The organism is Nocardia sp. NPDC005998 (genome assembly GCF_040614395.1).
Classification (GTDB): Bacteria; Actinomycetota; Actinomycetes; order Mycobacteriales; family Mycobacteriaceae; genus Nocardia.
In genome coordinates this window covers 122,672-135,547 of sequence record NZ_JBEXUI010000012.1, presented here as the reverse complement: position 1 = coordinate 135,547, position 12,876 = coordinate 122,672, and the positions used below count along the sequence as shown (strand labels likewise).

8 protein-coding genes are annotated in these 12,876 nt (G+C 65.1%); 7 read left to right on the top strand and 1 reads right to left on the bottom strand.

Annotated features, from left to right (window positions below; all coding sequences use genetic code 11):
• Window positions 1-101 precede the first annotated feature (101 nt).
• The gene (locus tag ABZ293_RS18875) at window positions 102-680 is read left to right on the top strand and encodes a hypothetical protein (protein ID WP_355182185.1); all 579 of its coding nucleotides are present in this window, start codon (window positions 102-104) and stop codon (window positions 678-680) included.
• A 274-nt stretch (window positions 681-954) separates the two neighbouring features.
• Here the strand turns inward: ABZ293_RS18875 and ABZ293_RS18870 are convergent, their stop codons facing one another.
• Window positions 955-2,439, bottom strand: coding sequence for an amidase (locus ABZ293_RS18870; RefSeq protein WP_355182183.1), 1,485 nt, complete (start codon window positions 2,437-2,439; stop codon window positions 955-957).
• A 469-nt stretch (window positions 2,440-2,908) separates the two neighbouring features.
• Here ABZ293_RS18870 and ABZ293_RS18865 point away from each other — a divergent pair, with 469 nt between their 5' ends.
• From ABZ293_RS18865 to ABZ293_RS18840, 6 genes are all read left to right on the top strand, one after another.
• The gene (locus tag ABZ293_RS18865) at window positions 2,909-4,936 is read left to right on the top strand and encodes an AMP-binding protein (protein WP_355182181.1); all 2,028 of its coding nucleotides are present in this window, start codon (window positions 2,909-2,911) and stop codon (window positions 4,934-4,936) included.
• On the top strand, window positions 4,933-5,976 hold the full coding sequence (locus ABZ293_RS18860) for a 3-oxoacyl-[acyl-carrier-protein] synthase III C-terminal domain-containing protein (RefSeq protein ID WP_355182179.1): 1,044 nt from the start codon (window positions 4,933-4,935) through the stop codon (window positions 5,974-5,976). Before ABZ293_RS18865 ends, ABZ293_RS18860 begins: the two co-directional genes overlap by 4 nt.
• A 23-nt stretch (window positions 5,977-5,999) precedes the next feature.
• The gene (locus tag ABZ293_RS18855) at window positions 6,000-8,618 is read left to right on the top strand and encodes an aminotransferase class III-fold pyridoxal phosphate-dependent enzyme (protein WP_355182177.1); all 2,619 of its coding nucleotides are present in this window, start codon (window positions 6,000-6,002) and stop codon (window positions 8,616-8,618) included.
• 61 nt (window positions 8,619-8,679) lie between these two features.
• Window positions 8,680-9,780 carry an acyl-CoA dehydrogenase family protein gene (locus ABZ293_RS18850; RefSeq protein ID WP_355182175.1) on the top strand — a complete coding sequence of 367 codons (1,101 nt, stop codon included), beginning with the start codon at window positions 8,680-8,682 and terminating at the stop codon, window positions 9,778-9,780.
• Between the two features lie 37 nt (window positions 9,781-9,817).
• Window positions 9,818-11,299 (top strand): FAD/NAD(P)-binding protein, encoded by a 1,482-nt coding sequence (locus ABZ293_RS18845; RefSeq protein ID WP_355182173.1) that lies wholly within the window; start codon window positions 9,818-9,820, stop codon window positions 11,297-11,299.
• The gene (locus ABZ293_RS18840) at window positions 11,296-12,861 is read left to right on the top strand and encodes a DHA2 family efflux MFS transporter permease subunit (RefSeq protein WP_355182171.1); all 1,566 of its coding nucleotides are present in this window, start codon (window positions 11,296-11,298) and stop codon (window positions 12,859-12,861) included. Before ABZ293_RS18845 ends, ABZ293_RS18840 begins: the two co-directional genes overlap by 4 nt.
• The last annotated feature ends 15 nt before the right edge of the window (window positions 12,862-12,876 follow it).

Here is a 12,876-nt window from a genome sequence, read left to right as displayed (position 1 = left end):
CGGGGGCAAGCGTCCTGCAATCGTCTCGCCCTCCGATCGCCTTGCTACACAGCATATTTCGGCTGGTAGCACAGAAAACCATGTTGTCTGTAGGAGATCCAGTGAACCACCGTTCCCGCATCATCGTCGCTTCCGCGATGACCGCGACCTTGATGACCCTCACCGCAGAGGTGGCTACGGCCGCCCCCGCACCAACCACGCTGACGGCCGCAGAAACGGAACCGGCCATCCTCAGCGCCGACACCTGGAGCAGTGCCATGCCGTCGACGCTGCCGGTGACGCAGGATCAGATGATTGCGGATCAGACGAATACTACTGCGGTGCAGCCGCTTTCACCGTCTCTCCGGGGTTCGACCCCGGTTGCGGCAGTCGACGGTGCCAATCCGCAGGCCGATATCGACAATGCGCTGAGTCAGGCGGGCAACGAATTCATGCTGGCCGTGACAGTGGGCACCATGGCCGGTGGCGTGGTGGGGCTCGTGGGTGGATGCGTCGTCGGCGCGGTCGTCGGCGCGATCGGTGGCTGTATCCCTGGCCTGGGGATCGGGGCAGCGGTGGGCCCCATCATCGGTGGTCTGGTGGTTGGCGTCCCGGTCGGGATTGCCGCCCTGGCGCAGGCATACAACACCTTGCATGCCGCCGGTGACATCAGTGCCCCCGTCGCAACGCAGATCGGCTGACATCGCGATTAGTGAGCGGAGGCCCGGCCCTCGCTCCTGCACGGCGTAAGCGTCGCGCATGCGGAACAACCGGCTCGTCGATACGGGTCGGTTGTTCTCCGTTCACGACCTTCCGGTCGTGGCGGTCAAGCTAGGAACCAGCGTGCTGCGCATCTGAGTCTCGTTCTGGCGATGAGGGTTGTGAATGGTCTGCGTGCCTGCGGCGCGCAGAGCACCTGACTTTGGCGCGGAACGTCAATTCGGCAGTCGCTGTGCGCCCAGCGATTTCACCCGATCAGACGAACAGTTTTCGATAGTTGTGCTGCCAGGGTCGGATTCGTTCGTAGGCTGCGGCGAGGCCGAGTACGGTGTCGTCGCGGAAGCGGCGGCCGACGATCTGCATTCCCACCGGCAGTCCAACTGGACTCGTGCCTGCGGGTACCGAGATCGCCGGGTGCCCGCTGTAGTTGAACGGGTGGGTGAGGCACCAGCCGAGCAATGGATCCACCGACTCGCCATTGACGGTGTCCGGGCCGACGGTCCAGCCGTCTTCGGTATTGGCGACGCCCGCTACCGCGGTTGTGGGGGTGACGATCGCGTCGTAGTCCTCCAGTACGCCGTTGATCATGTCGAAAACCGCCGTGCGCAGGAACTGGTCTCGGCGGTTCTCGACAGTGCTCAGTGCGAAGCCGCGGTCGGCGACGGCGCGCAGGTGCGGTGGCAGGTCCGCCCAGGCCACCGCGCGCAGATCGAGACCGAGATCGCCGAACATCTCCATCAGACACACCATCGCCGAGCCGGTCAGCCGCATCCACAGATCGGTGATCTCCTGATGCGGCGCGGGCAGTGTCACCTCCGGCATCTCGACGGTCACGCCCGCCGTTTCGAGCGCGCGTACCGACTCGTCGAGGACCGCACGCACCTCCTCGGCCACCGGGAAGCCGCCCAGTGTAGGCAGATACGCGACGCGCAAGCCGGCGACGGGGGCGAGGACGGCGTCGCGGTAGCGCTGTTCGGGGAGTGGGACACTGCCCGGATCCCGCGCGTCGAAGCCCGCCATCGCGTCCAACATGAGCGCACAGTCCTCGACCGACCTGGCCAATGGCCCATTGCCCATAAACGGATCGAGGGTGAAGAACGCGTCCGGTCGCACGATACCGGCGAGCAGTCCGTAAGAAGGTTTGAGGCCGACGACGCCGCACATCGCGGCCGGAATACGCACGGAGCCGCCGCCGTCGGAGCCCTGCGACAGTGCGCACATCCCCGCGGCGACGGCCGCGGCGCTGCCGCCGGAGGATCCACCCGCATTGTGTCCGGGCGCGAATGGTGTGCTGGTTGGGCCGAACAGTCGGTTGTCGGTGGTGGCCTTATGCCCGAACTCGGGGGTGTTCGTCTTACCGAGGACGATCGCGCCCAGCTGCTCGAGTCTGGTCACGTGCGGCGCGGTTTCCGCGGGCACATATGCCTGGAATTCCTTGACGCCGAAGGTATTCGGCACGCCTGCCTTGAAATCGAACAGATCCTTGACGGCGATCGGGACGCCGTGCAGAGGTCCCCGTAATCGCCCGGTGATCACGTCCTTTTCCGCCGCTAGCGCCGCCGTTCTGGCTTGATCGGCAAGGACGCACACGTAGGCGTTGATCGCGGTGTTATGGGCGTCGATGCGTTTCAGGTACGCATCGACGATTTCGACCGGTGATAGCGACCGGCCGCGGATACGTTGTGCGAGTTCCACCGCGGGAGTGAGAACGAGGTCATCCACTTCACTGGTGTTCGTCATGCGCTCCGACATTAGCGGCGAAATGCCCTGGCGAGCGGCCACTTTGGGTAAACAGTCTCGAAACCTATTGGGGCACAATGTGTTAACGCATGGCGACCAACCGACCGGTTTGCAATCAGAGTGCCTGGTCAGAGCCGTCTGCCGGGTGGGCGGCGCGGTCGGCCGAGCCGGCAACGCCGTCTCTGCGGGCGCCCCGGCACGCGTCATTTAACATGGATGTCATATTGCTGAATTCAGATTGTCACGGTTGACGCCCGATTTAGGCTCCGCTAATGTCGGCGATAGCTTCGCGATCAGTGCTCGTATCTCTGGATGGCGCAGGCTTCAATGGTGAAGCGGACAATTCCGTGGAGAGACTTCCGCTGTCCATCGCGCGGGGCATATGCATGACTCAGGGGTGTTCATGAAGAATTCACCGTCGATTCCTGACGCGGACTGTCGTAATTGGGTCGACCTGTTGAATGCGCGAGTGGAAACGCATCGCGCGGAAACCGCTTTCGTATTCCTCGACAGCGCGGGACAGGAAGTCGAGGCGCTGACGTACGGGGAACTCCAGCAGCGTGCACAGGCGATCGCATGCCAGTTGACCAGGGAGGTCGCGGTTGGTGATCGGGCCTTGCTGCTCCATCCGCCGGGCCTCGATTATGTGGTGTCATTCTATGGGTGCCTGTACGCGGGCGTTATCGCGGTACCGCTGTTCCCGCCGCAGCCCAATGTGCTGGAACAGGTCGATACGATTGCCCGCGATGCCGAGGCGAGCATTGTATTGAGCACCGGCGATATTGTCGGAGGAATGGCAGATCTCGATGACGAGTGGTACATCGCGGGACTACCCAGAATTGCGTCCGACGCAATAACGGAACCACCGGAACATGCTGTCGAAGTGGAAATCGCGGAGACGGACATCGCTTATCTGCAATATACGTCCGGGTCTACTTCGGTGCCGAAGGGTGTGATCATCCACCACGGAATGATGCTGCACCAGTGCGCCGAGTTGGTGTATGGCTGGGGCGTCGATACCGAAAGTGTCGTGGTGTCCTGGCTACCGCACTTCCATGACTTCGGGCAGGTCAGCAGCGTGTTGCTGCCGGTATTCACCGGGACCAAAGCGGTTCTGATGGCGCCGTCCACATTCGTCAAGAACCCGATCCGCTGGCTGTCGGCGGTCTCTGCCTATCACGGAACCCACAGTGGCTCACCGAATTTCGCGTTCGACCTGTGCGTGGACCGGACGACACCGCAACAACGCGCCGAACTCGACCTGAGCAGTTGGCGTTTGGTGAGCAATGGCGCCGAACCCGTCCGCAAGGCCACACTCGACCGCTTCCGCGCCGCGTTCGAGCCGCACGGCCTGGCCCCGACCGCGCTGACGCCGGGATATGGCCTGGCCGAGGCCACCCTCAAGGTCACCTCGGGGACTTCGGGTGTCGAGTTTGCCGCGACGAGCTTCGATACGACGGCACTCGGCGCGCGCGAGGCGGTGCCCGTCGGCGATGCTCCGGGGACCGAATTGGTTGGCTGCGGAATTTCCGTCATGCGCACCGACATCGCCATCGTGACACCGGAATCCGGGCAGCGAACGGCCGACGGCGCGGTCGGCGAGATCTGGGTCAGTGGACCGATCGTGTCACCGGGCTACTGGAATCGCCCCGAGGACAGCGAACGTACTTTCCGTGCTCGGATCACCGGCGAGGGCGATGCCCGAACCTATTTGCGCACCGGGGATCTCGGATTCTGGTACGCCGGTGAGCTGTATATCTGCGGCCGGGTGAAGAACCTGATGATCGTCAACGGCGTGAACTACTACCTCGAGGATATCGAGACCACCGTGGTGAACGGCGTGGCATCGCTGCGGGCCGGAGCGGTCATCGCCTTCTCGGTCGAACGTGACGGTCAGGAGAACCTGGTCCTGGTCGCGGAGTACCGGGCGGACGCGGGCCCGAGCCCGCAGGCGCTGGTCACCGCGGTGCACGACGCGGTCGCGCGTAAGCACGCCATCGTGCCCGTCGCCATCGTATTCATCGGCCAGGGCACGATTCCGCGCACCACGAGCGGCAAACTTCGCCGCCAGCAATGCAAATCCGACTTCCTCGCGGGTGCGCTCGCCGAGGTCCACCGCTGGGAGGGCATGGTGACCATCGAAACATCCGCCGACACAGGCATGTCGGCAACGCCGTCGATGCGTGAGCTGGTACAGCACGGGCTGCTCACCCAGATCCAGGAATGGATGGCCGAAAATCTGGGGTCGGACGGTCCGCGGCTCGACTCGGCTCGTTCGCTGGCCGAGCACGGGCTCGGCTCGGTCGACCAGATGAACCTGCACGACCGGTTGGAAATGTGGTCGGGCAAGCGGTTCCCGCCGGAACTGATGTGGGAAGCAACCTCCATCGCGGCGATGACCCGGATCATCGCGGACCATCTGACACCGGCCGTCGATGATGTTGTGAGCGCGCCGCAGGATGGGGATCCCACCGGGGTCAGGAGCGCGGCGAGATGAGGCTCCGATCGGCGGCCGCCGCACTACCCTCCCGGACCGTTACCAATGCCGACATCACCGACCTGATCGCCACCCACAGCGCAGACAGCTTCACCGGTGATCTCGACGACGCCCTGCGCAAGGTCGACTACTACCTGCGGTACGCGGGCTCGGCGTCGCGGCAATGGCTCGATCAGGGGGAGCGCCCGATAGAGCTGCTGCGCGACGCGGCGAACTCGGCGCTGGAACGGGCGCAGTTGCGGCCGCGGGATATCGACCTGCTGATCTATACCGGGATCGGCCGCGGATTCATCGAACCGGGCGGGGCCTACCATACGGCGGCCGCGCTCGGGCTGGACAACCCGCACTGTTTCGACATCCTCGATGCCTGCATGAGCTGGACCAGGGCGGTGCAGGTCACCGAATCCCTGTTCCGGACAGGAGAATTCCGCAACGCGCTGATCGTCAACGCGGAGTGCAACCTGCGCTGGGGCGGTGTGGTGTTCCCACACCTGTTCCGCATGCCGCGGCTCGAGGCGCTGGAATCGACGTTCCCGGCATACACCCTCGGCGAGGCGGCCACCGCGACCGTGCTCACCGCCGAGGACAATGAGCCGTGGGAGTTCCGGTTCGCCTCGCGTCCCGATCTGGCGGCCTTGTGCAACGTGACACTCGATGGCTACGAGGGCTATTGCGAGCCCTCGAACAAGCTGGCCGCCAACGGTGTCGGCTTCTTCACCTCCTACGGATTCGAGATGCACGAGATGGGCGCCACGGATGCGCTCGAGGTGTTCGACCGGCTCGAGGTGCGCACCGACGAGGTTTCGGCGCTGTTCACCCATGCCTCCAGCAAGCGGTACTGGCAGGGCATGGCCGACAAGGTCGGGCTCGGCGACGCCGTGCACCACGTCTATGACCGGACCGGAAATGTCGTGTCGGCCTCGGTGCCGACCGCCATCGCCTCCGCGATCGAGCAGGACCGGTTGCATCCCGGCGATCGCGCGGTCGGCTGGGTCGGCAGCGCCGGAATGTCCTTCGGCGCCTTCTCTTTCGTCTTCTGACGCCCGATCGGAACAGGTGGACCATGCTCAGACATCTGGCCAAGGCGGCGACCTTCACCGCACTCGGCGCCGTGGAGTATTCGATCACGTCGATCCGCGAGCGCGGTCGCAACGCCGAACAGCGCCGCGCCGACGCGATCCTGGAATTCCTTATTCGGATGGGGCCGATCTATATCAAGATGGGCCAGATCGCCGCGACCCGCTCGGATCTGCTGCCGCCGTCGTGGGTGGATACGCTGCGGGTGCTGCAGGACCGGACGCCGCATATGTCGCCGGTCGAGTCGCGTGCGGCCATCGAGCGGGAACTGGGCGGACCGCTCGCGGCGACCTTCCGCACGCTGGATCTGCGGCCGGTGGCCAGCGCGTCGGTGGCGCAAGTGCACCTCGCCGAGTTGCTCGACGGCCGCCGGGTCGCGGTCAAACTGGTCAAGAACAGAGTTCCCGAGCAGATCGACCACAGCCTCGGCGCGATCGGTTCGATGCTGAAGCTGGTGCATCGGACCACGCCTCGCGTGCGCGAATTGAACCTGCCCAAGCGATTCGACGAGGTGGCACGGCTGCTGCGGCCGCAGGCCGATATGACCCTGGAGGCGCAACAGCAGGAGCGGATCCGCGCCAATTTCGTATCGCACCCGTATGTGCTGGTGCCGCAGACGCTGCCGGAGCTGGTCACCGATCGGATGCTGGTGATGGAATATATGGACGGCATCCCCGGAAAGGAGTCCGCCACAGTCGATTTCCCGCGCGAGCGGCTGGCGCAGCGGCTACAGGACGTGATCTACACGATGCTGTACATGCACGGCATGTGCCACGGTGATCCGCATCCGGGCAATATCCTGTTCACCCCGGACGGCAAGCTGGTCCTGCTGGACTATGGCGTCACGGTGGAGTTGAGTGAGGACGAGAAGTGGGGTCTGTCGTCGTTCTACTACGCGTGCACCCGCAAAGAGTGGGATATCGCGATCGACCGGTTCACCCGGTACTTCGTGGTGGCGAACGAGAAACTCGAGCGCGGGCGCGAGTCCTATCGGACCGAGATGGCCGAAGTATTGCGCTATCACTTCGACATCAGCTCGAGTCAGTGGTCGACCGTCTCCTATTTCAACGACGTGAGCGCCGTTCTGCGCAAATATGATTCGCAGTACACCACCAACTTCACCAAGGTCGAACTCGTCTTCCTCTCCTGCGAGGGTTTCGCCTCCCAGATCAATCCCGAGATCGACATCTGGGCCAACGCGCGCAAATTCACCGACCGCTACTCGCCGTATATGAACGCCGAGGTCGAACGGCGCTTCGCGACCAGCTTCCAGCAGCAGATGCCGACCTCACTGGCACTGCGGGACCGCGCCCACGACACACTGGTCGCGCCGACGCATATCGACCGGTACTTCTTTCCGAGCGGCTTCCCGGTATTCGTCGAGGAGGCAACCGGCGGCAAGGTGCGCGACTTCGACGGTAACGAATACATCGACCTATCCGGCGGTTACGGTCCGCACCTGCTCGGCTACGCGCATCCCGCGATCAATGCCGCGATTGCGGACGGCGCGCGGCGGGGGCTGGTCAACGGCATCGGCAACCGGTCCGAAATCGAGTTGGCCGAACTACTCGTCGACGCGTTGCCCGCCGCCCAGAAGGCCGTCCTGTGCAATTCGGGTACGGAGGCGATCCTGTTCGCCATCCGGATGTGCCGCGGGTATCGACGCAGGCATGTGGTCGCCAAATTCGAGGGGCACTACCACGGCTTCTCCGATCAAGGCATGGTCAGTTCCTGGTTCCGCTTCGCCGGCGACCGCGACCGTCCCGCACCGGTGGCCGGATCGCTCGGTTCGGATCCGGGCAGCGTGGCCAGCACCGTCGTGCTGCAGTACGGCGACATCCCCGGTTTGGCCCGGCTCCGCGAGCACGCCGACGAACTCGCCTGCGTCATCCTCGAGCCGATGCCTACCTCCGTGGTCGCGTTGCACAGCGAATTCCTGGCCGAATTGCGCAGGCTGTGTACCGAACTCGATATTCCGCTGATCTTCGACGAGGTGGTCTCCGGATTCCGCGTTGCCTACGGCGGCGTGCAGGTACTGGCCGATATCCATCCCGACGTCACCTGTCTGGGCAAGGTGATCGGCGGCGGTCTGCCCTGCGGTGCGGTGGTCGGTGACGCGCGGATCATCGATATGGCCAAGAGTTCGCAGGATCCGTTCTACGACTACGAGAACAAGGTCTTCGCGGGCGGCACGCTCAGCGGTAATTCGCTCACCTGCGCGGCCGGCCTCGCCGCACTGCGCTATCTGCGCGAGCACCAGGAAATCTATATCGAACTGGAGGACAACACCCAGCGTCTCGCCGACATGATGCGCGAAGCCACCGAGCAGCGCGATATCGCCTGCCGGATCAATGCCCGCAACTCGATCTTCTCGCTCAACTTCAGCCACCGCGAGGCGGGCCTGTACCGAGAACGCATGGCGGGCAGCAACTTCAAGGCCACCATCGCCCTGGCCTACTACATGCGCAAGCACCAGGTGTATCTGCCGGAACTGCACAGTTTTCTGATCAGCGCCGCGCACACCACCGAAGACCTGGATCAGATCGCGCATGCCTTCGAGAAGAGCCTCGACGAAATGCTCGCCGACGAACTCTTCGTCATCTGACCCAAACACACACGGGGGGATCAACGACTCAGCTCGATCATCGGAGAATGCAATGCGATTCATGGCGCGGGAACGCGAAACGGCCGAACGATTTGTCCCCGGACTCGATGCAAAACTGCGCGAGGTGCCGCTGGAAGTTCTCGAATCCAAGGACAGCCCGGGGCTGTCGATCTTCCGCGAGTTCGGCGGCCCCGGACTGCTCGTCGGTAAGGCATCGGGCGGACTCGGCGCCTCACTGCTGGAGGCCGCGCATATCCACCGCGTGCTCGGCAGCCGGTCGCCGTCACTGGCGATCGCGGTGAATATGCATTCGTGCACGGTCGCTGCGATCCCACCGGGCCCCGGCACCGAGGCCATGCTCGGGATGGTCGCGGCGGGTGGACTCTATCTGGCATCGGCCTTCGCCGAGGGGATTCCGGGTGCCGGTGTCATCGCACCGACGCTGCGTGGTGAGCGGATACCGGGCGGGTGGAAGCTCAACGGCAGCAAGAAGCCGTGCAGTCTGTCGCGGTCCATGGACATTCTCACCGCCAGCGTGCTGCTGCGGCCCGACGGTGCCGACGAAGCGGAGTTGGCGTTGGCGGTCATCCCCGCTACGTCACCGGGTATCGAGGTGCGTCCGCTGGGCACCGGGCTGGTCTTTCCCGGCTCGGAAACCGAAGAAGTCGTGCTGACCGATGTCGAGATCACCGACGATTCGGTGTCGTTCTTCGGCAAGACCGACAGCCTCAACGCGGCGCTCACCGCCGGCTGGCTGACCTTCGAGCTGCTGGTATCGGCCTGCTATCTGGGTATGGCCAGCGGATTGGTCGAGCGGGTATCGGAACAGGGGCGCGGCACCGCCGTCGACCGGATGCTGCTGGTGGGTGAGTTGGAGGCGGCGATGGCCGCCATCGAGGCCGTCGCGACCGAAATCATGGAGGGCTCAGGCGAACCCAGCACCGTCGCGCGGGCACTGCATGTCCGATTCGCGGTGCAGCGCGCCGTAGAGCGGACCTCGGCATTGGCGACCGAATTGCTGGGCGGCGTCGCCTTCATGGTGGGTTCCAGCGCGCTGCTCTACACCGCCTGTCGTGCGCTGGCCTTCCATCCGCCATCGCGCACTGGCATCGCCGGACCGCTGGATCGGTTCGTGGCGGGCGAGCCGTTGATCGTCACCTGACAACCATTGCCGCAGATCAGAATTCGAGGTTGAACCCATGACTTCCGAGGCCGAGGACGCGGTAATCGTCCAGATCGGGCGCGGACCGACGGGCACGGCGCTGGCCAGGCAACTACTGCCCGGATTGCCCGCGGGCACCCGATATGTCGTCGTCGACCGCGATCCGGTCGCGACGCGGCTGCCATTCGGCACACCCGAGCCGACACACCTGATCAACACTCGGGCTGCCAAGTCCAGCCTGAATCTCGCCGATCCGGACGAATTCCAGCGCTGGCTGACCGATCAGGCAGCGGCAGCCGGTCAGTCGGTCGCGGAATTTCCCGCTCGCGCCCTGTTCGGCAGATATGTGCGCGACATGTTCGATCAGGCGGTGCAGGACGCGACCGCGGCGGGCGTCGTGGTCGATGTCGTGGCCGATGAGGCGATCCGGGTGGCGGTCGGTGATATGCGGCGGTGGCGGATCGAGTGTGCGAGCGGCCGCGTGCTCGCGGCCGATCGCATCGCGATCTGCGTCGGCATGCTGCCGCAGTCGGATCGCTTTCCGGATCTGGTCGGCGCGCCGGGTTATTTCGCCGATCCGTGGGAGTTGCCCGCGCTGCCGAATGATGCGCGCGTCGCGGTGCTCGGCACCCGGCTCACCGCCATCGATACCGCGTTGACACTGGCCGCGCGGGGGCACACCGGCCCGGTTCTGCTGGCTTCGCGGTCCGGACGGCTGCCGCGGCTGCGCGGTCCGGAGACCACCGCACCCATTCCGCACGTCGAGCAGTGTATGCAGCGGGCGGTCGATGCCGGAATGCTGCGGTTGGTCGACTTCGGCCGGGCGCTGATGGCCGATATCGCGGCCGCCTCAACCGAACCACCGGACTGGTCGGAGGTGCGTGACTGCGGTCCGACCACCCAGGCGATGCTCGAGCACGAGCTGGCGGGACTCGACGGGGGAATCGAACGCGGATGGCAGCAGGTGGTCAACGGCGCGTCGCCGATGCTGCTGCCCGCTTGGCAGCTGCTCGTGGAGCAGGACCGCACCGAATTCTTCGCCGAGTGGCTGACGCCGCTGCTCGTGCACGGCGCACCCATCCCACCCGAAACCGCCAGGCGGGTGCTCGCGGCCATGGGTGCGGGGCGACTGCGCGTATTCGGCGGACTGCACGCGGTCGAACGTGTCGACCAAGGATTCGCGATACACCTCGACGGCACAACGGAATTCGCGGACGTAGTGATCAATGCGACCGGTGCGGGCACTGATATCGCGGCGCTGCGAACCCAGCCCGTGCTCGCCGGACTGCTGGACGACGGTCTGCTCACCGCCCACCCGCACGGTGGGGTCCGTATCGAGGTGAGCACCTTCGAGCCGCTGGATGCGTTCGGCGCACCGGTGCGCGGGATATATGTCGTCGGTGATCTGGTCCGCGGTGCGGTGCTGGTGACAAACGACGTGATCGCACTGTCATTCCAGGCCGCGCTCGTCGCCACCGCGATGCGCGCGAACGACGAAGCAGGAGTTCATATCTCATGACCGCAACGACATCGCGATCACGATCGCTCGTGCTCGCCGTGCTGTGCCTGTGCGTCATCGCGATCTATATGGACGCGATGATCGTCAACCTCGCGCTACCGAGCCTGGTGCGCGAACTCGGCTCGAGCACCAGCGGATTGCAATGGATCGTCGACGCCTACGCGCTGACCTTCGCGGCGCTGGTGCTCGCGGCGGGCAGTCTCGGTGACCGATTCGGCAGGCGCGGCACACTATTGGCCGGTCTGGTGGTGTTCACGGTGGCGACCGGCGCGGGCGCGCTGTGCGACTCGACCGGGCAGCTGATCGCGGCGCGCACCGTGATGGGTCTGGGTGCGGCGCTGATCTATCCGTCCACGCTGTCGATCCTGACCAATGTGTTCGTCGAACGCCGCGAGCGCGCGGCGGCAATCGGCGTATGGGGCGCGGTATCCGGGATCGGCGTGGTGCTCGGACCGATCATCGGCGGACTGCTGCTCGACCACTTCTGGTGGGGCAGTGTGTTCGTCGTCGTGGTACCGGTCGGTGCGCTGTGCATCTTGCTGGTCGCGCTGGTGGTGCCGAACTCCAAGGACCCCCGGGCACCCGGTCTCGACTATCCCGGCCTCGTATTGTCCACGGTGGCCATCGGATTGCTGGTCTACACCATTATCGAGGCGCCGAATCGCGGGTGGCTCGGCGGGGCGAGTCTGCTCGGCTTCGCGGGGTCCGCGGTGCTGCTGGTCGTCCTGGTGTTCCGTGAGTTGAATACCGAGCATCCGATGATCGACGTGCGGCTGTTCCGAAATCTGCGGTTCTCCGCCGCGTGCGGCACCATCACGATCACGTTCTTCACGCTCAACGGCTTCACCTTCCTGGTGACGCAATACTTCCAATTCCTCAAGTCCTACACACCGCTCGGCGCGGGTGTGCGGCTGATCCCGGTCGCGGTGGCGATCATCATCGGGTCGGTGCTCGGCGGCAAACTGGTCGTCAAACTGGGCACCCGAAGTGTGGTGACCGCGGGACTGATCCTGATGGGTATCGCCTACGCCTGGTTCTCGGTCGATGATGTGGTGACCAGCTACACCGTGATCGCGGCGCAGATGGTGCTGATCGGCCTCGGCATCGGGTCGGTGGCGATCCCCGCGACCGAGTCGATCATGGGTGTGGTGCCCGCGGCGAAGGCCGGCATCGGCTCCGCCATGAACGACGCCACCAGATTGCTCGGCGGCACGCTGGGCATCGCCGTGGTGGGCAGTGTGCACCACTCGCTCTACATCGACAAACTGCCCGACGGCAGTGTGCCCGGCGTGCCCGGCGGCGTACTCGAGTCGAGTCGGGATTCGGTCGGTGCCGCGCTGCAACAGGCGGCCGGATTCGCCGCCCGCGGCCAGAACGCCCTGGCCGACACACTGCAGGACGCCGCGCAGACGGCATTTCTGCACGGATTCCAGATCACCTGCCTGGTCGTGACCGGCGTATGCGCCGTGGCGGCCGTCGCGGCAGGCGCGCTGCTGCCGACGCAACCGCCACCGCCGCCGGTCGATGCCGAGGCCGAACAGTCGGATGTGGCGCAGGCATGACGCGCATCTTCTCGC

What these genes read in the sequence shown, in the direction of transcription:
- ABZ293_RS18845 (WP_355182173.1), top strand. Translation starts at nt 9,818, where the DNA reads ATGACTTCCGAGGCCGAGGACGCGGTAATCGTCCAGATCGGGCGCGGA.
- ABZ293_RS18840 (WP_355182171.1), top strand. Translation starts at nt 11,296, where the DNA reads ATGACCGCAACGACATCGCGATCACGATCGCTCGTGCTCGCCGTGCTG.
- ABZ293_RS18860 (WP_355182179.1), top strand. Translation starts at nt 4,933, where the DNA reads ATGAGGCTCCGATCGGCGGCCGCCGCACTACCCTCCCGGACCGTTACC.
- ABZ293_RS18850 (WP_355182175.1), top strand. Translation starts at nt 8,680, where the DNA reads ATGGCGCGGGAACGCGAAACGGCCGAACGATTTGTCCCCGGACTCGAT.
- ABZ293_RS18870 (WP_355182183.1), bottom strand. Translation starts at nt 2,439, where the DNA reads ATGACGAACACCAGTGAAGTGGATGACCTCGTTCTCACTCCCGCGGTG.
- ABZ293_RS18855 (WP_355182177.1), top strand. Translation starts at nt 6,000, where the DNA reads ATGCTCAGACATCTGGCCAAGGCGGCGACCTTCACCGCACTCGGCGCC.